This is a genomic window from Dolichospermum sp. FACHB-1091 (genome assembly GCF_014697585.1).
Classification (GTDB): Bacteria; Cyanobacteriota; Cyanobacteriia; order Cyanobacteriales; family Nostocaceae; genus Dolichospermum.
On the sequence record NZ_JACJSB010000011.1, the window covers coordinates 97903 to 120407 of the forward strand.

A 22505-nucleotide genomic window follows, 5' to 3' on the forward strand; every position below is an offset into this window, starting at 1 on the left:
ATCAAATGGATAAATTAAATCAATATCGCAATGTGATCAAGAAAATTCTGACTGAATATGAACAGTTAGCATCACAAACACCTAACCCTGACGGTGTTGATAGTATTTTAGCTTTTGATGAACATAGAGATCAATATCTTTGGTTTCAAACAGGTTGGCATAATGATCATAAAGTTAGAGGGATTACTGTTTATGTAAGAATTAAAAATGAGAAAATTTACATTGAGGAAGATTGGACCCAGGAAGGTATTGCAACTGAGTTATTAAGGGAAGGTGTACCAAAGGAAGATATTGTTTTAGCATTTCATGATCCTGAAACTCGGAAGTTGACAGAGTTTGCTGTTGTTTAGGTTAAATATTTAGGTTATAATAGTTACACACAATATTTTTGATAATCAAAAGGAGTTGTCAATAATGAAGGTAAAAAAAGAAGAAATTAAAGCCATGATTCTCCAATTTCCTGTAGAAGAAATTAATGAATTAATTGCAGAAATTAGGAAGGCTTTGGAAATAAGAGAGTTTATGAAATTAGCAGAAACAGGATTTACAGAGTGGAATGATCCAGAAGAGGATATTTATAAGGTTCAAGCGAAAGATTCATGGAATCTTCTTTAGGTGTAAGTATTAATTTTTATGAAGTATCATTGACAACGAATATGGTTATTGGATAAAATCCTAATCTAGTTTACATATCGAATAAATTCATTAGTAGAGAGCAAAATTATGCCAGATAACAAAAAACAGCCAAAATATCCGATCATATCCTACACTCACACTCTTTTCCAGCTGTCTGTTAATAGAAAAGATCCTTGTGAAGTAATTCGTGAATTAATATCTAATTCCTATGATGCCAAAGCTTCAATCATTGAAATATATCCACTTTTATCCGAAAAAGGATTTATTTTTTTTGATAATGGCACTGGTTTAAGTGAAGAACAGGAAATTAATGGTATTACTCCTTATGTAGCTTTCTTTTCTATTGGAAAATCAACCAAAATTCAAGGTGAAGCAATAGGTTATAAGTGTCAAGGTTCTAAACTGTGTTTTGCTTCTAAAAAAGTAACTATTATTACACGCTCTCAAGAAGATTTATTTTGGAGATACAAATCAATAGATAATCCTAAAGATAACCTAAATGAACATTTTGATATTTCATCAGATTTTACCCAAACTCCTTGGGATGTAGTGAAAGGCAATTTCCATACAGCAAAGTCCACAACTGCAAATATTATTAAAGAATTAGATGAGAATTTTTTTACATCTAAATTTAATAGACAGGGTACAATGATCATTGTTCAAGGATTAGAAGTTAATAACTTTTCTGAGTTTTACTCTTCAGATGATTTTGGACAAAATAAATATTCATATCTAAAAAACTATATAAAATTTAATACAAGACATGGTGATATGAGAATACTCAGGCCAGATGTTACAGGTTTTCATCATAGCAAAGCTAATTCATTTAGTAAAACAATAGGATATAATGATGAGTGCAAATTATATCTTTGGTCGAAAAAAAGAATAAAATATAGTTTACAAGAAGTAGAACCTGGATATCCTTACCTTGAAAAACCAGATAGTTCTGAAGAAAGTAAAATTAAAACTCCATCCCAAATATCAAGACTTAATGATGGGAATTTTTATGCTCGTTATTGTTCAACTTTTTCCTATGAAGAAACAACATACTGTATAGTTTTAGCAATAGATGGTAATAGAAGAGCTTTAAAGAAATATCAGGAATTAGATAGAAAAGGCAGTACAAGATCAGGTATTAAACTATCAGATCAACGAGGAGTATTTATTTCCTCAGAAGGTGTGAGAATCTGTGTTTATAATGAGATTTTTGAAAGTAGTTATTTGCAAGATTATAATTTATTAGCTGATAGTAAAGCTCAATCACATTACTTATTAATTATAAATGGGAGCTTTGACGTTGTAACTAACAGAAACTCACTCACTGATAGCTCAAGACAAATATTAAAAGATGAATTATTTATCGCAAAAGTAAAAGACTTCCTAGATCAAGCAAAAACGAAAATTCCTATATTTAAAGAATTTATCGAAAGATTAACTCAAGAAAATCAAGAAGAGAAATTAGAAGCATATCAAAAGAAACTAGATAAATTAAAAAGTAGTGTTCAGAAAAGGTGCAGATTTAAAGTAACTAATATAGAACAATTAAAAGATAAGTGGATAATCCAACCAGAAATAGGTGAAGAGCATTGGGTAGGTGCTTTATATACAATGTTTGCTCATTTAGTAACTTTGGATTTACCTTATTCTAATTTATGGATGCGTCCACGTACATTTTCTGGAGTTGGTCTTGATAGTATCGCAGTACCTTTGGAGGAAAATAGTTTAAAAGATAAAGTCCATAGAGGATTAGAATATAAATATACTTTTTCACCAACAGATGAATATAATCATCCTTTTATTGTTACTAACTTCATAGTTTGTTGGGATATGATTACACCAGAAGAAAAAGAGCGTATTACAGATTCTTATGGTTATTTTGGTTTTGTTTTATTAACAGAAGAATTAAAAGATATTGGGTATGAAATTATTAACATTGAAAGTAATACAGGTGAAATACACAACGAAAATATCAAGGTTATTAGTTTAAAGAAATTACTTGATAAAACTTTTGAATGTAAATGGACTGACCCAAATTAAAACACATATACATTATCAAAAAATAACCCCATCCTGAAAATCCTGAAATCCTGGACATCCTGATTCTGACAAATGCAATGTCTTGTTTTCCTTATTTTATTGTAAAGGAATTGTTACAGGAGTTACTGGTAAACGAATTTGTCAGAAATAGACGGTTTATAGTTTATGATCAGATTATGAAAATTTTACTGAATTTAATTTTTATGTCAGCTAAGGATACCTACCATGAAGCAATTAAAAATGCCTTGATTAAAGATGGTTGGATAATTATTCGTGATCCTTATACTATTAAGTATGAAGAGATAAGTTGGCGTTAAATAATCAATATATGTTACTTAGCATTGCTATAGCAACTAATTCCTGTTAAATGAATAGAGTCCACAGAGTCCAGAATTTATCATCAATGCAGCTTACTTTTAACAATCTTAATCAAATTTGGTCTTATGTATTAACGGAAACACTTAAACGCTTGGGTTTGGAATGCGCTGTAATCTGTCCTGGCTCTCGTTCTACACCTTTAACAGTGGCTTTTGCTCAACAAATACCGCATATTGCAGCTATGCCGATTTTAGATGAACGTTCGGCGGCTTTTTTTGCGTTGGGACGAGCAAAAGCGACAGGAAAACCTGTAGTATTAGTTTGTACTTCGGGAACTGCGGGGGCAAATTTTTATCCAGCGGTAATTGAAGCTAAAGAAAGTCGTGTTCCTTTATTGATATTAACCACTGATAGACCCGCAGAATTAAGAAATTGTCATTCTGGACAAACTATTGACCAAGTAAAATTATACGGTAATTATCCCAATTGGCAAGGGGAATTAGCTACACCCTCCCCAAATTTAGAAATGTTAGCTTATCTCAGACAAACGGTTATTTACGCTTGGGAACGTTGTCAATTTCCTAATTTTGGTCCTGTACATTTAAATATACCTTTCCGTGACCCGCTCGCTCCCATTCCTGATGGTACTAACGTTACTTTAGATGTGTCAGATTTCTTTTCAGCAGTGGCTTCCAGCCCAGTAGCAATTACTAATTATCAATTACCAGTAATAAATTACCAAAAAGGAATTATTATCGCTGGTGTAGCTCAAACACAGCTATCTGAACAATATTGTAGAGCGATCGCACGATTAAGTCAATCTCTCCAATGGCCTGTTTTAGCTGAAGGACTTTCTCCAGTGAGAAATTATGCAGACTTAAATCCCTATTTAATTTCTACCTATGATATCATCCTCAGAAATGAAAAACTTGCCAAAGAATTAACACCAGAAATGGTAATTCAAATTGGAGAAATGCCTACAAGTAAAGAATTAAGAAATTGGTTAATTAATACTAAATCTGAACGTTTGATCATTGATAATTGTGATCAAAATCTAGATTCTTTACATGGAAAAACCAGACATTTAAGAATATCAGTCACAGAAATTAGCAGCGAATTAGAAATTGAGAAATTAGGAGAAAATGAATATTTACAAAAATGGTGTAAGATAGAGAAACAAGTTAGAAAAAATATTGATGATTATTTGCAAAATCTAGACGAATTAATCGAAAGTAAAGTAGCGTGGTTAATTTCCCAAATTCTGCCACCAGAAACACCTTTATTTATTGCTAATAGTATGCCTGTACGAGATGTAGAATTTTTCTGGAAACCGAATAATTTAAGAATTAAACCTTATTTTAATCGCGGTGCAAATGGTATTGATGGTACACTTTCCACGGCTTTAGGAATCGCACATCAACAACAAAGTAGTGTTTTATTAACCGGAGATTTATCTTTATTGCATGATACAAATGGGTTTTTAATTAGTGATAAATTTATCGGACATTTGACGATTATCTTAATTAATAATAATGGTGGGGGAATTTTTGAAATGCTACCCATTGCTAAATTTAATCCACCTTTTGAAGAGTTTTTTGCTGCTCCCCAAAATATTGATTTCTGCCAATTATGCGCTACTTATAATGTGCAATATCAGTTAATTACTGCTTGGGAAGAATTAGCAGATCATTTAAAGCAATTACCAAAAACAGGAATTAGGGTTTTAGAAGTCAAAACAAATAGAAAAATAGATGTGATCTGGAGAAAGGAAAATTTACAAATGTTTGCTAAAATCAGATCCCCAACTTCTTAGAAAATCCGAGTATCCAAGCTACATAGGGCTTACTGATAGCCTAGCGTGGCGTTAGCCATATAAAGCTCAAACCATTTATTAACAAAGGGTTTCACGGATTTTTACCACAAAAAAGTGCCAGGTTTTGGCTAATGGTGTCTCAAAATGAATTGCATTTTTCTTTGTCGGATTTGGAAAATTGAGGATATCCAGACAGTTAAAACTGCTCCCTGTTCCCTGTTCCCTTGTCATAACGACAATTTTTCACCCCAACCTACTTAGATTTCATGATTCTGTGCAGCTTTACATGAAATTGGTATAAACTGAAAAATCTTGTACAGCACAATCTGTTAACTAAAATCGAGTTATTATGTCTAAGGTTCTTGTCTCTGATCCAATTGATCAAGTTGGGATTGATATTCTTTCTCAAGTGGCTACAGTTGATATCAAAACTACGTTGAAACCCGATGAACTGAAAGCTATCATTGGTGAGTATGATGCGCTGATGATTCGTTCTGGAACTCGCGTCACTCAAGATATTATAGAGGCTGGAGTCAAATTAAAAATTATTGGCCGCGCTGGCGTGGGAGTGGATAATGTTGATGTCCCCGCAGCTACTCGCAAAGGTATTGTCGTTGTCAATTCTCCAGAGGGTAATACCATTGCGGCCGCAGAACACGCTTTAGCTATGATGTTATCCCTATCTCGTCATATTCCTGATGCTAATGCCTCAGTCAAACGTGGTGAATGGGACCGCAAAAGTTATGTTGGTTCAGAAGTATACAAAAAAACTCTCGGTGTTGTCGGCTTAGGTAAAATAGGTTCTCATGTTGCTTCCGTAGCTAAAGCCATGGGAATGAAACTTTTAGCCTATGATCCATTTATCTCTACAGAAAGAGCCGAACAACTTGGTTGTCAACTAGTGGAGTTAAATTTGCTCTTCCAGCAAGCTGATTATATCACCTTGCACATTCCTAAAACCTCAGAAACCGCTAATTTAATCAACGCCAAAACTTTGGCTTTAATGAAACCCACCACCAGAATTATTAATTGCGCCCGTGGTGGTATTATAGACGAAGCAGCTTTAGCTGTGGCTATTAAAGAGGGTACAATTGCTGGCGCTGCTTTAGATGTGTTTGATTCTGAACCCTTGGGTGAATCTGATTTGCTAGGTTTGGGTAAAAATGTCATTCTTACTCCTCACCTCGGTGCTTCTACGGCTGAAGCCCAGGTAAACGTGGCTATAGACGTGGCTGAACAAATTCGGGATGTGTTATTAGGACTACCAGCCCGTTCCGCTGTGAATATTCCCGGACTCGGTCCTGATGTCCTCGAAGAGTTTAAACCCTATATGGAATTAGCGGAAACTTTGGGAAATTTAGTTGGTCAACTCACAGGTGGCAGAGTAGAGACACTTAATGTTACCCTACAAGGAGACTTGGCAACTAATAAAAGTCAGCCTCTGATTATAGCCGCCCTCAAAGGACTACTTTACCAAGCCCTCCGCGAACGGGTAAATTATGTTAACGCTAACATAGAAGCAAAAGAAAGAGGTATTCGCGTAATTGAAACTAGAGATGCTTCAGCCCGTGACTATGCTGGGTCATTGCACTTACAAGCTACAGGTACTTTAGGTACACATTCTGTAACTGGTGCTTTATTGGGTGATAAGGAAATTCACCTAACTGACATTGACGGATTTCCTATTAATGTCCCCCCCAGTAAATATATGTTGTTTACTCTCCACCGTGATGTACCAGGTATCATTGGTAAACTCGGTTCTCTTCTGGGCAGTTTTAATGTCAATATTGCTAGTATGCAGGTCGGTAGAAAAATCGTTCGTGGTGATGCTGTGATGGCTTTGAGCATTGATGATCCTCTACCTGAAGGCATTTTAGAAGAAATTAAGAAAGTATCGGGCATTAGGGACGCTTATACAGTGACACTTTAATTCTAGACTGTGATTTTTTTTGATTTATGAGATGAGGATGATTAAGTAATTTGATAATTAGAATATCATTTTAATTATCTAACAATAAGATCCCGACTTCTTTTCAGAAGTCGGGAATTTAAAACTTTCCATGTTCAAAAATAAAATGAGCAATTTAACCGCAGATAAACCCAGCTATGAATCTACTTCAGTGGACTAGAAAATGCTATATTCTGATGGTTTGGTTTGTTTTTGCACCATTACCTATTACTAAGTAGGTGAACGGAAAAAACCGACACAAGTAACGAAAAGTAAAGTGGCCCAAAACCCCTTCTCTGTTCCCTGTTCCCAGTTAAGAGTTCCCTGTTCCCAGTTAAGAGTTCCCTGTTCCCAGTTAAGAGTTCCCTGTTCCCTGTTCCCAGTTAAGAGTTCCCTGTTCCCAGTTAAGAGTTCCCTGTTCCCTGTTCCCTTGTCATAACGACAATTTTTAACACCAACCTACTTAATCTCAAATTCTATGGCAAATACTTGGTGGGAAATCAATATTATATCTAACCCAGATTTAGAAGATACTATATATTGGCGATTAGAAAAGTTTGGCACTCGTGGTACAGCAGTGGAAATTAAAGACCATAACTTATTGGTTAAGGCTTATTTGCCCAGTTTTCAAGCAGAATTACCAGATTTGCAAGAATTATCATCATCCTTGGGTGAAGATGCTATATCTGTAGGATTCCCCCCTCCTGTGCTAAATTGGCACTTAATTGATGAAGAAGACTGGTCCAGTAGTTGGAAACAACATTGGCAACCAGAGGAAATAGGCGATCGCTTCTTGATTAATCCCGCTTGGCTACCTTTACCCACTACTACAGACCGCTTAATCATACTCCTTGATCCTGGTGTAGCCTTTGGTACAGGTAATCACGCTACCACTCAATTATGTTTAGAATCCCTAGAAATGCACTTTTCTAACATAACAGAGAACCAAAAACCCTCGACCATTGCCGATATTGGTTGTGGTTCAGGTATTCTAGGTGTTGGGGCAATATTACTAGGTGCTACTAAAGTCTATGCCGTTGATAATGATCCCTTAGCAGTAAAATCTACTTTTAGTAATTGCACTCTGAATCATATCCCTCCAGATTGTTTAATTCCCCTAGAAGGTAGTGTAGACACGGTTAGGAAAACAATTGATCAACCAGTAGATGGTATTGTTTGCAACATTTTAGCCGATGTCATTATTCAATTACTCCCAGAAATGACCGCAATTACTAAATCTAGCACTTGGGGTATATTTAGTGGTATTCTAATAGGACAATCAAAGGCTGTTGCTCACGCCTTAGAACAAAATGGTTGGACTGTGACTACTATCCGGGAGAAAAAAGAATGGTGTTGTTTAAATGCCCGTCGTTCTTAATTTTTTGCAGGTACAAGTTAGATATAATTAGTTTGACAATAATTGCCACAAATAACCCCAGAAGTTTTTGACAATTCCTCATGTTATGGTATTAAACTATCAAGATAAATTGAAACCTGAAGAAATCTATGATGTAGTCATAGTTGGCGCTGGACCTATTGGTTTAGCAACTGCCATTGGTCTATACCAGCGCGGTATCGAAAATATATTAGTCATTGATCAAACTCGTAGCTTTCGTCAAGTTGGGCAAATAATAGACCTTCTTCCTAATGGATTAAAAGCCCTCAAATGTTTAAGTGTTAATGCTTATACGTCCGTAACACAAACCACGTTATCTAATCAGCAAAATTCCTCTGGAAATCCTTCTGTATGGTCTATCAAAAATCTTCAAGGACAATTAATTTTGTCAATTCCTCTCGGTTTTGATAACTGGTTTCAAGAATATGGTGAAGGACGAGTATCAATAGCTTGGTATGAATTACAAACCATCCTCAGAAACCTTTTACCCCCAGAACGGGTAAAAGCTAATCACCGTTGTATTAATGTCATAGATGAGCCAGAACTCAACTGTGTACGGATAGATTGTGTTTCTGATATCAGTAGTGCAGCCAATCCCTATGCTCATTGGGCAGAAAATCAAAACCCTGATGAAAATTCACAACAAAATCTAGATACCATTTCTCCCACATTAGCAACAACATCTTTCCGCGCTAAATTAATTATTGGTGCAGATGGAATTAACTCTACTGTTCGGCAAATAATTTACCAAAATACTCCTAATACACCTTTTGCTAAACCTGAATATTCTGGATTTGCAGGTATATATTGTTCTGGCATAACTAACATCCCAGAAGCAATACAAACAGAAATAGAATCCAGATTTTTAGAAAATTCAGCACTTGTCACCATTAAAAATGATCAAACATCTAGAAATTCTAATTGTCATAATCATCTCAGGATGATTTTATTCTTTAGAAATGGTCAATTTAGATATATTATCCATTTACCTATACCTCTAGAATCCTTAGCAGGAAAAGTGGAAACTGATTTAATAAATTTAGCTCGACAAGAAATAGAAAAAGCTGGCTTTCCTGATTGTCTCCAACAATTAGTAAATCTCTCTCCTTCTGCCAATATGAGTCAGCGTGCTTACTACATTCATCCTGTTATTAATAAGTTTAATGATACTACCATAGAACCAACCTGGAATCAACAGCGAATTGTCTTAATTGGTGATGCTGCCCATGGAATGCCTCCTTTCATGGCTCAAGGGGCAAATCAAGGCTTAGAAGACGCATTAACAATTACCAGGCTGATCGCTAAAATTGGTCAAAATAATGATTGGGATAATTTGTCAATTATAGCTGAAGCCTTCGCAAATTATGAACATTTACGTCGTCCATTTATGGAATATATCCAATCGGCAACATTAACCGAATTACCTCATTCATCACTTCAAGCATGGCAAGATCATAACCAAAAGGTCTATAGTCGTAATTTTGCAAATTTGTAATTTAATCAATGAATAACCCACTACAAGCATATAATCCCAATGATATCGCTGAAGAAAATGGTAACTTTCTCGGTTTACCATTTAACTATGAATCAGCTAAATTAATCATTTTTTCTGTTCCCTGGGAAGTCACTGTTTCCTATCATCAAGGTACAGCACAAGGACCACAAAGAATTGCTGACGCTTCTTTACAAATAGACTTATTTGATTTTGATCATCCCCAAGGTTGGCAACAAGGTATCTTTCTGGAAAGACATACCGCAGAAATGTTAGAAAAAAATGAATACTATCGTAGCCAAGCAGCAACAATTATCAAAAGTCTAGCACAAGGTCTAAAAATATCTGATTCTCAAAGTTTAAAAGATACTCTTGTTACTGTTAATCATGGTTGTCAACAAATTAATGAATGGTTATTTAAAGAATGTCAAAAAGCTTTAAATTTAGGTAAAAAAGTCGCTGTTATTGGTGGTGATCATAGCGTTCCTTTAGGTTATTTTCAAGCCTTAGCTACTCAATATGATGACTGGGGAATTTTACATATTGATGCCCATGCGGATTTAAGAAATGCCTATGAAGGTTTTGAATTTTCCCATGCTTCCATTATGTTTAATGCCATGAAAATACCACAAATTTCCAAGTTAGTCCAAGTGGGTTTACGGGATATTTGTGATGATGAAGTAGAGATGATTAATCAATCCAATCAGCGCATTATTGCTTACTATGATCCAGTAATCAAACAACAATTATACTCTGGTAGAAATTGGCTAGATTTATGTCGAGAAATTATCAGTCATTTACCAGAAAAAGTTTATATTAGTTTTGATGTTGATGGTTTAGATCCTAAACTTTGCCCCCATACGGGTACTCCCGTTCCCGGAGGACTGGAATTAGAACAAGTTTATTGTCTATTCCAAGAAGTAGTGAATACTGGTAGGGAAATTATTGGTTTTGATGTTTGCGAAGTTGGTAATGCTGAATGGGATGGTAATGTTGGTGCGCGAATAGTCTATAAATTAGCGAATTTTTTAGATCTGTCACAGATGAAAGTTAAAAACTAACAATCATGATTTGGCATTTTGGCATTTGCAGACGGGGCTAATTTTGTCCTTTATTTTTGGCTATGGAAATGGTTGATTATCAGATTTTAGGATATTTGTACACATACCATAGGAAGATACTAGAAATATATCAAAAGTGTTAAATTGATTCGGGATGTTGTTATGCACTGGATTTAAGTCAAGGTTTGGTTCTCGACCAGACCTTTTTTTATAACCCACATTCCGCACTTCAATAAGTAGTATGCAAAAACTGCATTCGCGGGTAATTTAAAACTATACCTTATGAATTTCAATTGGACAAGGTTGCTCATTACAGCAAGAATCCCCCCCCTCTATAGGGCGGGGAGCGTCAAGGCTCATTTTATGCTATATACAGCGGATTTAATTTGATAGCCCGCGTGGCGTAGCCATCTGACTTACAGTCCTAGTGGGCAAGATGTCCGCACCGCAAGAATTGTATTATGAATATCTGTACCTCATAACACGGGGAAATGCTGTAAATCCTAGACAAATCCAGACATTTACTTCTTATTTTAATGGGAGCATGGGAGCGGTTATCCCTCAGCAAGCTTTTACGCTTTAACCAAACGCGATAAATTAATTGCTCTTTATTGGTGATTTGAAACAAAACCGACAGCGCATTTTATCTAAGTATGGTAAGTAGATTTGATGGTGATTTTGCCTGTCCAAACCATTAGAAGCTAATAGCTATCGCTCAACTTACCGATGACCAATATCCGGTGTCAATGGTATAAAAAACACCGCTATGGACTGGAACTTAGGTAACAGACTCATCAGAGACTTAAATGGTTGACAGGTGCTTTAGATTTATTCTTTGTCGCTAGGAGCTTCCACTTTTTCGCTTTTAAGACTTTGTAGTTTCTCTAAAAGAGAATCTATCTCTGCTTGTAAGTTCATGAACTTGACTTGCTGATCGTCTTGATAGTAAGCTTTAGTTAACTTCTTGACTAAGTTAACGTGGGATTCGCATTCGGAAACACTGGATGACATAGTAGACATAGTTGTTGGCATTACAAACTTAACTCACACCATTACAGATAATACTATAATACACTAATCTCAAGCTTTACAATAATATTATATTATATAGTTTTCATCATATACTCTAATAAGTTACAGATGTAGTAATAAGGGACTTATATGACATGATTATGATCATGACGGTGTTCCCGAACTAACTAACATATAGACTCGAAAAGTGGGATACTTGTACCAAAGGCATTCCCAATCCCAAATCCTTAATTAATAAATTTTGAATCCCGTGACTTTGAGCCTGTCTGCTGCTAAATCTCATTGCCAACCTTGGCCAGGGCTGATAGAAGCCTATCGTCAATACTTGCCTGTCAGCGAAAAAACCCCCGTGGTAACTCTCTTGGAAGGTAACACACCTTTGATTCCCGTGCCAGCCATCGCCGAACGTATTGGCAGACAGGTCAAGGTGTATGTCAAATATGATGGTCTTAACCCCACTGGTAGCTTCAAAGACCGGGGGATGACAATGGCAATTTCTAAAGCAGCAGAAGCGGGCGCTAAGGCTGTAATTTGTGCCAGCACTGGTAATACCTCCGCCGCTGCCGCTGCCTATGCTAGAAGAGGTGGTATGCGCCCCTTTGTGTTAATTCCCGATGGCTACGTGGCTTTAGGAAAGTTGGCACAAGCGTTACTGTATGGGGCAGAAGTCTTAGCAATTCAAGGCAATTTTGACCGCGCTCTAGAAATTGTCCGGGAAATGGCGGATCAATATCCCATAACTTTAGTAAATTCTGTCAATCCTTACCGTTTAGAAGGACAAAAAACTGGCGCTTTTGAAGTTGTTGATGTTTTAGGTGATGCTCCCGATTGGCTATGTATTCCCGTGGGCAATGCCGGCAACATTACAGCATATTGGATGGGTTTTTGTCAATACCATCAACATGGTAAATGCGATCGCCTCCCGAAAATGATGGGTTTTCAAGCCGCTGGGGCTGCACCCTTGGTCAATGGTCAACCAGTCACACATCCTGAAACCATAGCCACAGCCATTAGAATTGGTAATCCTGCCAGTTGGGATAAGGCCATTGCGGCACAAACAGCCAGTCAAGGCACTTTCCGGGCTGTGACTGACGAGGAAATTCTCGACGCTTACCGTCTATTAGCATCATCAGAAGGGATTTTCTGTGAACCCGCTAGTGCGGCTTCTGTGGCAGGATTGTTACAGGTAAAAGACGAAGTTCCCACTGGTGCGACTGTGGTTTGTGTTCTCACTGGTAATGGTTTGAAAGACCCAGATACCGCTATTAAACACAGTCATGCCCAATTTAAACAGGGTATTGCAGCAGATGTAAAAGCTGTTGCAGAAGCCATGGGATTTTGAGCAAATTTTAGGGTTTATAACAGGTTTTAATGATTGAAACAAGCGATTTCCGGGCAGTGCTTCGCTATCGCTTATTCTAAGCTGTTAAGCAGCTAAATTGTACAATCCTAATATGGCTAGATATTGTGGTGCGGGCATCCTGCCCGCTATAATTATACAAATTAAATACAGTACAGCTGATTCTAGGATATTCTAGACAAAAGCGATGATTTTGCTTTCATTCAAACCCCGTTCTTAAGCTATAATTTACGGAATGAGAATATCACTGACCTTAATCTCAATTTCTGGAAATACTGCACTTTTAATCAAATCATCACCTGTATAGATACATTCTTCATAAAAGCCTTCGACTAAAGATAAAACTGTAATTTTGTTCTGTACAGGGTCAACAATCCAATATTCAGCAATTCCCCTGGCTGCATATTCAGAACGCTTGAAACGATAGTCTCTTACTTCATTTTCAGTACCAGGTGATACCACCTCTATTGCTATTAATGGTGATGGCATATCATGGGTAATTGTTCCTCTTTTCGTAGTTTCTAAAGCAGCGCGACATTCTTCACCCAAAACTAATAAATCAGGGATTCGCACCTTAGCCCTACGTCCACTTACCTCCATCATAATCTCTTTATACTTTAATAAATAAAGAGGGACTATTTTAGCCAATTCCAACAATAATCGCATTGATACATCGGAGTTAAAAATTGATTCTGGTGGCATTAAAACTAATTCTCCATCCACTAATTCATAGCGATTTCCAGTACCATCATCATAGGCATAGTAATCTGCAAAGGAAAAATAATTGACTGGTGCTTGAGTAATTTGAACCATAACATAAATATAATTCCATTCCCTTAGTACATCTTACTACAAAAAATGCAGTATAGTTGATCAATTGATCAATAACATCACCTAAAGCCATAGTCAGACTTTTCCGGGCTTGAGCCTGATTTTATTGCTCAAGTTTGAATTAAATTGGTACTTTGTCGCTGAATAGCTATAGTCTTGCCACTACCTGCTTCATTATAGATTTTTATAGTATAATCACTGAGGAGGCCTGATAAACTCTGCCAGAACCCCCTTAAATATGTTCAATTTTCATTTTATCAGCTTTTTTCGTCACTTAAAATGGCGCACATTGAAAAAAACTTTTGCGAGGACAATGGAAACAAGACTGTTAGGATTAGCTGCGGAAATAGCCTTTAATGCCATGTTATCGTTATTTCCGGCAATTCTAGCCTTACTAACAGCAATTGGTTTATTTGCAGAATCTTTGCGAAACACATTTATTCAACTAGCGACAGAACTGAGTAAAATTGTCCCCCAAGAAGCTTGGATATTAATTCGTGATTTTGCTACTCATGAAATTGCTAATTCTAAAAATAGTAGTTTATTTTCTCTGAGCTTTGTAATTACCCTTTGGACAGCTTCTGGGGCAATTAATACCGCTATGACAGCTTTAGATCAAATTCAACAAATTCACCCCAAAAAAATGCGTCCTTTTTGGCAAGCAAAACTTATATCTCTTGGTTTAACAATCGGGACTATATTATTATTAATGCTGGCTTCTTTTTTAGTATTTATTAGTGATTTACTTCTGGGAATTGTCGTAAATAACAATACTTATTTAATCTTTATATCCCATCTTTGGCAATTTTTACGTTGGCCTTTAGCATTGGCTACAGTTGCAACCGCTTTTGCTTTTGTTTATCGCTATGGACCTAGCAAATGTAAAACAAATACACCACTAATACCAGGAGCAATTTTAGCAGCTATTTTTTGGGCAATAGTTTCTGCAATATTTCGTCTCTATGTTAGCAATTTCGGTAATTATAATAAAGTTTATGGTGCAGTGGGCGCTGTTATTGTCTTAATGTTATGGTTATGGATGAGTGCTTTTATTCTTTTAGTCGGATACCAATTAAATGTAACTGTTGGTGAAGAGATGAAGAATTGAACATTGAAAATTAAAACAAAAAATCTGATTTAAAATTACAGTCAAGCAACAACTATATATTTCTCAAATAAATCTCAAAAATTTCAGTTAGAAAAATGAGATAATAAGGAAATTGATCACTTAGTCAGTAAAAATAATTAATAATGCCTAATTCTCCTGAACACTTTTCTATCACATCTGATGGTTATGCACCTCGATTAAAACGTCTACGTCAACTTACTAAAATATTAGATAATATAATTACCATTCCCGGAACACAAGTGGGAATCGGTTTAGATCCAATCATTGGATTACTACCTTTATGTGGTGACGCTCTGGGACTAATATTTTCCTTTTATATTATCATTGAAGCCGCACAATTAGGCCTATCTACAGCCACATTAGGAAGGATGGTCATGAATGTGATTATTGATTCCTTGATTGGCTCTATTCCCATGTTAGGAGACTTCTTTGATTTTGCCTGGAAAGCTAATAATTATAATATCATTTTATTAGAAGAAGCCTTAAAAGATCCTCGCAAAAACAAAAAAGCAAATAATTCCTTTATTTTCCTGTTGATTATCGGCTTATTTCTGATTGCCATTGTCTTAATATCCATCCCCGTGATATTAATAAGAATATTATGGCAGCTTATCACTGGTAGTTAAATTACTCCTACATAAAATTATGAAAGATTGGTGGCAAGATAATTTTCCTCAAGGGCGGCAAAATCTCACTATTACCGATTCTCAAGGTTATCCAATTCAAATAGCCTATGGTGAAAAAGGTACGGGTAAACCCCTAATTTTATTACATGGTTTAGGCAGTTGGAGTTATAATTGGCGGCTTAGTATTCAGCCATTATCTCAACATTTTCGCGTAATTTGTTGTGATTTTAAAGGGTTTGGTTTTTCAGAAAAGCCTGGATCTCGTCGAGAAAAAAATGGACATCAAATTATTGAATTAAAACGAATTATTCAGGGTTTATGTGATGAACCACCTATCATTGTGGCAGAATCTATAGGGGCATTAATTTCTCTCGGATTAGCTGGTATTAACCCTCATTTAATCGCACGTTTAGTAGTAATTAATGCCCCTATTTTTGCAGAAACTTTACCCCACTGGGCTATGGATTTACTTGCGAAAACACCAATAGAAATCATCCATGCAATTGATTATTTACGTCTAGCATATTGGTTTGCACCTTTAGTGAGAGAAGTTATGGGAACAGAAAGACGCAAGGTATTATATGATCCCTCATTATTAACAGAAGAAGATATTTATTGGATTACTTACCCATTTATTGAAATTCCTGGAACTGTGGTCAAAGTTGCCGAAGAATTACAAATTGCTGCCAAAGAAATCGAGAATTTCCGCACAAATCAGCCTAATATGTTGAGTAATATTCAAAAAAATCTCAAAAATATTGAATGTCCAACTTTAATTTTATGGGGTGATCAAGATAGTTGGTTTCCTGTTAGTCATGGAGAAAAATTACATCAATATCTACCTAATTCTCGTTTACAAATTTTGCAAAATTGTTATCATGATGCCTCCACTGGTGCTGCTGATGTTGTCAATGCAGCAATTTTAGAATTTTTACAAGATACTAATTTCTGTTAGCCAGGACTTACGCAAAATATCTCTCAAACCCTCTTTTCTTCGTTCTCTTCGTTCCTATCCCTGACGGGACGCTCCGCGAACGTGGTTCATTATTCCGTGACTTGTGCGTAAGTCCTATTAGCTTAAAAATTGGCTTTTAATATAAACTCAGAAGAGAAACTTAAATAATTGGGTTACAATCACCTATGTGATCTATTATAAGATTTCGGGTTTTGTCAGTCCCGTTCAAAAGTGCTGAATGTAAGATACTGAGTTAGTCATATATACTCACAGGTTTTACATCAGTAAGTTTAATCATGCTTTGTAAAAAGAGAGAATCAACTGTGACCGTCAGAGTCCGTATAGCTCCGAGTCCTACCGGAAATTTACATATTGGTACAGCAAGAACGGCTGTATTTAATTATTTGTTTGCCCGTCACCATGATGGCAAGTTCATTTTAAGAATAGAAGATACAGATTTAGAGCGATCGCGTCCAGAATATACAGATAATATTCTCAATGGACTACGCTGGTTAGGATTGAATTGGGATGAAGGTCCATTTTTCCAATCTCAACGCTTAGAACTTTACAAAGAAGCAGTTGAAAAACTACTAGATCAAGGACTAGCTTACCGTTGTTATACCACATCTGAAGAGTTAGACGCTTTACGAGAAGCGCAAAAAGCTAAAGGTGAAGCACCTCGTTATGATAACCGTCATCGGTACTTAACTCCAGAACAAAGGGCAGAATTTGAAGCTCAAGGACGTTCTTCTGTAATTCGTTTCCAAATCGCCGATGATCGGGAAATTGTTTGGAATGACTTAGTACGGGGTAAAATGAGTTGGCGTGGTAGTGATTTGGGTGGTGATATGGTCATTGCTCGCGCTTCTAGTGATGGTAGTGGTCAACCATTGTACAATTTTGTCGTGGTTGTGGATGATATTGATATGGAAATTACTCATGTGATTCGGGGTGAAGACCATATCGCTAATACAGCTAAACAGATTTTACTATATGAAGCTTTGGGGGCGAAAATTCCCGAATTTGCCCATACACCCTTGATTTTAAACCAAGAAGGGCGAAAACTCTCGAAACGAGATGGAGTAACTTCTATTTGTGACTTTCAGGATCTGGGTTTTACGGCGGAAGCTTTAGTAAATTATATGACTTTACTAGGATGGTCGCCAGGGGATTCCACGCAGGAAATCTTTGATTTGGAATCAGCGGCTCAGGATTTTGGCTTTGATCGAGTGAATAAGGCTGGTGCTAAATTTGACTGGGATAAATTGGACTGGTTAAATAGCCAATATCTCCATCATAAGCCAGTGGGGGAACTGACAGATTTACTTATGCCCTTCTGGGAAAAAGCTGGTTATCAATTTAACGGTGGTAGAGAACGTTCTTGGTTAGAATCACTAACGGGGTTAATTGCTGCTAGTTTGACTCGGTTGGTAGATGCTGTGGAAATGGCCAAGGTATTTTTTACTGATGGTGTAGAATTAACTGAAGAAGGCAGTCAACAACTACAGCAGGAGGGTGTTAAAATTGTACTACAAGCAATTATTACAGCTTTAGAGAGTCAGCCAAATTTATCAGCAGATATAGCCCAAGGTATAATTAAGCAAGTTGTGAAATCGGAAAATGTGAAAAAGGGCTTAGTGATGCGATCGCTTAGAGCAGCTTTAACCGGGGACGTACATGGACCAGATTTAATTCAATCTTGGTTACTATTAAATCAGATTGGTTTAGATAGATCCCGCTTGAATCAAGCAATTAGCAATAATTAATTACCTCTAACATACCTCTAAGATACAAGGTTGGGTTGAGGTACGTTCACAACGTGTGGCCTATCCCTGCGCTCGCCGGAGGCATCAGCCTTAACCCGACCTACAAAAAATGGACAAGGTAGCAAGAATTTTCTGGAATTTGAAATTCTCCCTGTGGTACTCAAGTCTTTTATATAACAGAACTACTAATCTGACTAGATTTAGGGTTTGTGTACCGAAAGAGCGAACTGCTTGCAACCTGAGTTCGACGTAAGATAATAACTTACAAGTGTTGACTGGAAAGAGTTTCAGGATTAAATAAATTTTTAGCGGTTGTCAATAATTTTCGGTTATTGACAATTGATCGGGAATAAATAATATACAGGGGTTTCCGCTCTTATGAGGTACATCTTAAGCCCCCTCCTCGCACCCCCCTCAGTCCCCCCGCTGCGGGGGGAAGAAAAGGATAAACTTTTGATATTGGAGGGGGTTGGGGGTGGGGTTCTTGTACCTCATAACATCGGGAAGTGCTGTAAATTGTAAATTTTTCTGAAAAACAATTAAATAACGTTACTAATCATACTCAAGATTGCACCAAAGATCTAAGAATAAAGTAGTTGTTTGAGCAAGGAAAAATAGACAATGGAATTAGAACAATTATTTATATCAGTATAGATGACCTGAATAGCTCTTGATATTTAACTAAGTTTCTCAAAAATATACTTAGGAGATGTCCTTTTTTCATCTTTGCTATTTATGTAGCAAATAAACTTCCTTTGTTTTACTCTTTATGAAAGATTTTTTTCGCTTGTGAGAAATCCGGGTTAGACAGAATTTCTCTATGTAAACATTTATTTTCTTTTGTTTTCAAAATGAGAATTGCTGGATTTGTATGATGTATGATATTTTCAAATAATCACAAACATAGCCTATAATGTTTGAAAATCATCGTTAAACGTGTTTATACCAGGAAAGCCACTCAATGTTAACAATACGCGATAAATACTTGGCATCGCGCGAGTGGAGTCTTGAAATCCGCAACCCACTGTCCCAACCTGGGATGGTGTGGGCAACGTTAAGTTCCACTGAACTGGCAAAAGCTCAAGACGCACTTCGACTACGCCGTGTTGATCCAGGCAATATTTTTAAGCTCAGTGAAGAATTACTAGGTAGTGTCACAAAGTGGGCTGTCCTGGGAGACAATGTGATTGGTGTTTGGGGCTGGCGTGGTGTTTCCTTAGCCGATCAATACAAAGCCGTAACCACTGGTGCTGGCGCGTTCATTGCCGCTGCAATGTGCTATATTCGGGTCTCTGGGTCTGATGCCGCAGCCTTACTAGATATGCTCTCTCCCCGAACAGTTTCTGATTTGCCTGTTAATGGAGCCAAGTTTATAGTATTCACGACTCCAGTGGGAACGGTGGATGAGGAAGCAGTTGTTATCAGAACAGGACTCAATGAGTTTGTCATGTCGTGTGGTGGTGGCAAGCCACCCGGATGGCTCGCTTTAATGGCGAAGAAATTCGATGATGTTATCATTCAACCCAGTGATGTACTCAGCTTTAATATCAAAGGTCCGCAACGGCTTGCTGCGGTTCAAAGCCTTGTCCAAGAAAGCAGCCGAGATCAGATTACTGAGCTATCTAGCTTCCAGTCGTGCAAGGTAAAAACCTTGGTCGGTGGAGAAGCACGCATTTTGAAAAGTATCATCGGGTATGAAGTCTGGGCAGCCTCCGACGTACTTGCAGAGGTTTGGAAACAGCTAGTTGTGGACCGCCCAGCCATTGTTCCATGTGGTTGGGAGTTATTGAGTATTTATCGAATGGAGTGTCGTTCCATCTTGTTCACACTCTTTCCAGTGGACATGCACATGGGAACTACGCTGTATGAGATTGATGCTGGCTGGATGGTTCCGAAGATTGACGATGGAAGGGAATACATAGGACGAGCAGCCCTGACTCAGGAGCGGAGTCCCAATAAAACTTGGCTGGCTGGCGTACGTGCAGTTGACGATACGGTTGAACCGCCCCTCATTGGAAGTGAGGTATTTACTAGGTTAGGAGAGTTCGCGGGTTACATTACCTCAGCAGCCTTCTCTGTGCGCGAGAAGCGGGTTCTTGGATTTGCTCATCTGTCTCCAAACTGTTCTGTCGGTAGCAAGGTTCTGATAGATGGAACGAATTGGGATGTGTGTTCGGTTCCATTTAACGGTAGGGAATAAAGCAATTTTTATTGAATTAAGGTTTCAGATGAATCGATCGCCTGTAAGCGTTTTGTCCCAAACAGACCTCAACGGCATGGCTATTCCAGTGGAGCAATTAGAAGCAAACTTGCGCGACCTGCTAACCACACACGGCTATGTATTACTAACTAATGTCCTAGATGATTTTGATCATGTATTATTTTGCCAGCGATTAGGTTCCCTCATTCCTCATATCAATGGTGCCACTACTTGGGATATTAGACCTGAACCGGATAACAAAAACAATGTGTACTATCCCGGTAGTAACAGAACTTTCGCACCCCATACTGAATGCTTTGACTTTCAGGGTTTACCACCTCGCTACCTGTCATTGTGGTGCATCCATCCCGCTTTCGGAGAAGGGGGGGAAACGACAGTTGCAGATACCTTTCCCTGGATTGATCAACTTCCTGATTCTGAACGGGAACGGCTTGAGGAGGTTAAATTTGATTGGGAAAATCCTCATGGATCAGGACTTGGGATTTGTTCCCAGCATCCCGTGATAGAAAGATTTGGTGGAGACAGGATTGTTCGATTTTCGTGCAAAAATCTAGTGCATAGCGATGGTGATTCAGTTGCAGACTTGCTCCGGCGCTGGCAGTTTCTGTTTGATCAGGAGCATGTGGCCATTCGCTATGAACGTAACGATATGCTCGTCTTCGATAACTGGAGAATGCTTCACGGTCGCAGTGGCTTCCAAGATCTGCGCCGTCATCTACGTCGCGTTCAGATCGGAGCAGTCATTGACAAGACAAGTAATACAGAAGTCAATACGAAAATCAACGCAGTAACTGTTTAAAAGTCTAGTTGGTTTCAAAGTTTAGTAATGAATAGGTCTGTTAAGGAGGTTCTATTTTGATTGAAGCTCGTTCTCCCCTTGTGTGGTGGAAAGGCGAAGTGATGCCTTGGGAGGCTGCTCAGGTACCAGTTACTACACTGCGTGGAGTTAACGTCTATGATGGTGCCCGTGCTTATTGGCAGGCTGAGAGCAATAGATTTGCTGTCATCAGTTTAAAGGGACATATTGAGCGTTTAAAGTCTGCGGCTGATCTGATGTATATTCCAGATGAGGGACTCATTGATCAGATGCCTCAAGGTATTGATGATTTGCTCAAGGCAACAAGCCTACGAGAAGATTTCTACCTGCGGCTGACCTTGTTCATTGATTCGGGACTCTCCTACCTGTATCCAGACGTAGCCGATCCGAAAGCCTCGCAGCAAAAATTAGCGCCTACAGGTGCATTCATTTCCTGTCTACCAATTGGTCCGCGTTCAGAACAGCCCATTACCTGTATTGTGAGTACTTGGCAGCGCCAGTCGGATTTGTCGCTCCCAGCAATTGTTAAAACGGGTCCGGCCTATGCAGCTTTTCGTTTAGCGCGTGTGGAAGCGAAGCAACGCGGAGCCGATCAAGCATTGCTACTAAATGCTCAAGGTATGGTTACGGAGAGCGCTGAAGCATCGGTTTTCCTAGTGCGGCAAGGATGTTTGTATACACCTGCACTTTCGGAAGGGTTGCTAGACAGCCTGACCAGACGCACCATAATTAGCCTCGCTCAACAGGAGTTTGGTCTGAAGGTGGTTGAATGTTCAATTACCCGATCTGAGCTTTATACAGCAGATGAGGTCTTTATTTGTGGCACATGGGAAGAAGTGCGTGTAGTGTCGTCTATTGACGGACATCAGCCAAGGCATAGTGATGCACCTATCAGTAATGCTTTGCGAAAGGCCTATATCCAGATGTGTACTGGACTAAGATCGCCAATTGATGATGATTTTGTGCAGTATTTCCCTAGTCATACCCCCACGCTTCTAAGCCATTAGGGTGCGCTGAATCCGCATCGGTTCAACAGTGAGTAAGTAGCATTGTACAAAACTCGTGCT

The 22505-nt window shown here is 37.9% G+C and carries 18 protein-coding genes and 1 pseudogene; 17 read left to right on the forward strand and 2 right to left on the reverse strand.

Annotated elements, in window-relative coordinates:
* The first annotated feature begins 5 nt into the window (after nt 1-5).
* The 9 genes and pseudogenes from H6G25_RS09275 (at nt 6) to H6G25_RS09315 (ending at nt 10701) form a co-directional block, all read left to right on the forward strand.
* On the forward strand, nt 6-350 hold the full coding sequence (locus H6G25_RS09275) for a XisI protein (protein WP_190392225.1): 345 nt from the start codon (nt 6-8) through the stop codon (nt 348-350).
* A 64-nt stretch (nt 351-414) separates the two neighbouring features.
* Nucleotides 415-615: a hypothetical protein gene (locus tag H6G25_RS09280; RefSeq protein ID WP_190392226.1), complete on the forward strand. Its 201-nt coding sequence runs from the start codon at nt 415-417 to the stop codon at nt 613-615.
* Between the two features lie 108 nt (nt 616-723).
* Nucleotides 724-2673, forward strand: coding sequence for an ATP-binding protein (locus H6G25_RS09285; protein WP_190392227.1), 1950 nt, complete (start codon nt 724-726; stop codon nt 2671-2673).
* 203 nt (nt 2674-2876) lie between these two features.
* Nucleotides 2877-2975, forward strand: a pseudogene (locus H6G25_RS09290) (element excision factor XisH family protein); the annotation flags it as partial.
* Between the two features lie 101 nt (nt 2976-3076).
* Entirely contained in the window at nt 3077-4804 is a 1728-nt protein-coding gene (gene menD / locus H6G25_RS09295) for a 2-succinyl-5-enolpyruvyl-6-hydroxy-3-cyclohexene-1-carboxylic-acid synthase (RefSeq protein ID WP_190392228.1), read from the forward strand.
* A gap of 349 nt (nt 4805-5153) precedes the next feature.
* Nucleotides 5154-6734 (forward strand): phosphoglycerate dehydrogenase, encoded by a 1581-nt coding sequence (gene serA / locus H6G25_RS09300; RefSeq protein WP_028088863.1) that lies wholly within the window; start codon nt 5154-5156, stop codon nt 6732-6734.
* 496 nt (nt 6735-7230) lie between these two features.
* The gene (gene prmA, locus H6G25_RS09305) at nt 7231-8130 is read left to right on the forward strand and encodes a 50S ribosomal protein L11 methyltransferase (RefSeq protein ID WP_190392229.1); all 900 of its coding nucleotides are present in this window, start codon (nt 7231-7233) and stop codon (nt 8128-8130) included.
* Between the two features lie 67 nt (nt 8131-8197).
* Complete coding sequence (locus H6G25_RS09310; RefSeq protein ID WP_242034916.1) at nt 8198-9643, forward strand: NAD(P)/FAD-dependent oxidoreductase; 1446 nt, start codon at nt 8198-8200, stop codon at nt 9641-9643.
* 8 nt (nt 9644-9651) lie between these two features.
* Nucleotides 9652-10701 (forward strand): agmatinase family protein, encoded by a 1050-nt coding sequence (locus tag H6G25_RS09315; protein ID WP_190392230.1) that lies wholly within the window; start codon nt 9652-9654, stop codon nt 10699-10701.
* An 828-nt stretch (nt 10702-11529) separates the two neighbouring features.
* On the opposite strand, the gene H6G25_RS09320 is transcribed toward H6G25_RS09315, so the two are convergent.
* Nucleotides 11530-11733 carry a hypothetical protein gene (locus H6G25_RS09320; protein WP_242034917.1) on the reverse strand — a complete coding sequence of 68 codons (204 nt, stop codon included), beginning with the start codon at nt 11731-11733 and terminating at the stop codon, nt 11530-11532.
* Between the two features lie 250 nt (nt 11734-11983).
* On the opposite strand from H6G25_RS09320, the gene thrC reads away from it, so the two are divergent.
* On the forward strand, nt 11984-13075 hold the full coding sequence (thrC, locus tag H6G25_RS09325) for a threonine synthase (RefSeq protein WP_190392232.1): 1092 nt from the start codon (nt 11984-11986) through the stop codon (nt 13073-13075).
* Nucleotides 13076-13321: 246 nt separating this feature from the next.
* On the opposite strand, the gene H6G25_RS09330 is transcribed toward thrC, so the two are convergent.
* Nucleotides 13322-13906 (reverse strand): Uma2 family endonuclease, encoded by a 585-nt coding sequence (locus H6G25_RS09330; protein WP_190392233.1) that lies wholly within the window; start codon nt 13904-13906, stop codon nt 13322-13324.
* 256 nt (nt 13907-14162) lie between these two features.
* Here H6G25_RS09330 and H6G25_RS09335 point away from each other — a divergent pair, with 256 nt between their 5' ends.
* The 7 genes from H6G25_RS09335 to H6G25_RS09365 all read left to right on the forward strand — a co-directional run bounded on the left by H6G25_RS09335 (nt 14163) and on the right by H6G25_RS09365 (nt 22445).
* Nucleotides 14163-15032 carry a YihY/virulence factor BrkB family protein gene (locus tag H6G25_RS09335; protein WP_190392234.1) on the forward strand — a complete coding sequence of 290 codons (870 nt, stop codon included), beginning with the start codon at nt 14163-14165 and terminating at the stop codon, nt 15030-15032.
* 143 nt (nt 15033-15175) lie between these two features.
* Nucleotides 15176-15679, forward strand: a complete 504-nt coding sequence (locus H6G25_RS09340) for a DUF4112 domain-containing protein (RefSeq protein ID WP_190392235.1) — start codon at nt 15176-15178, stop codon at nt 15677-15679.
* A 19-nt stretch (nt 15680-15698) separates the two neighbouring features.
* Nucleotides 15699-16634, forward strand: a complete 936-nt coding sequence (locus H6G25_RS09345) for an alpha/beta hydrolase (RefSeq protein ID WP_190392236.1) — start codon at nt 15699-15701, stop codon at nt 16632-16634.
* Nucleotides 16635-16957: 323 nt separating this feature from the next.
* Complete coding sequence (gltX, locus tag H6G25_RS09350) at nt 16958-18400, forward strand: glutamate--tRNA ligase (RefSeq protein ID WP_190392237.1); 1443 nt, start codon at nt 16958-16960, stop codon at nt 18398-18400.
* Nucleotides 18401-19361: 961 nt separating this feature from the next.
* A complete protein-coding gene (locus H6G25_RS09355; RefSeq protein ID WP_190392238.1) occupies nt 19362-20600 on the forward strand; it encodes an aminomethyl transferase family protein in 1239 nt (412 codons plus the stop codon).
* A 28-nt stretch (nt 20601-20628) separates the two neighbouring features.
* Nucleotides 20629-21420, forward strand: coding sequence for a TauD/TfdA family dioxygenase (locus tag H6G25_RS09360; RefSeq protein ID WP_190392239.1), 792 nt, complete (start codon nt 20629-20631; stop codon nt 21418-21420).
* Between the two features lie 56 nt (nt 21421-21476).
* Nucleotides 21477-22445, forward strand: coding sequence for an aminotransferase class IV (locus tag H6G25_RS09365; protein ID WP_190392240.1), 969 nt, complete (start codon nt 21477-21479; stop codon nt 22443-22445).
* Nucleotides 22446-22505: the final 60 nt, after the last annotated feature.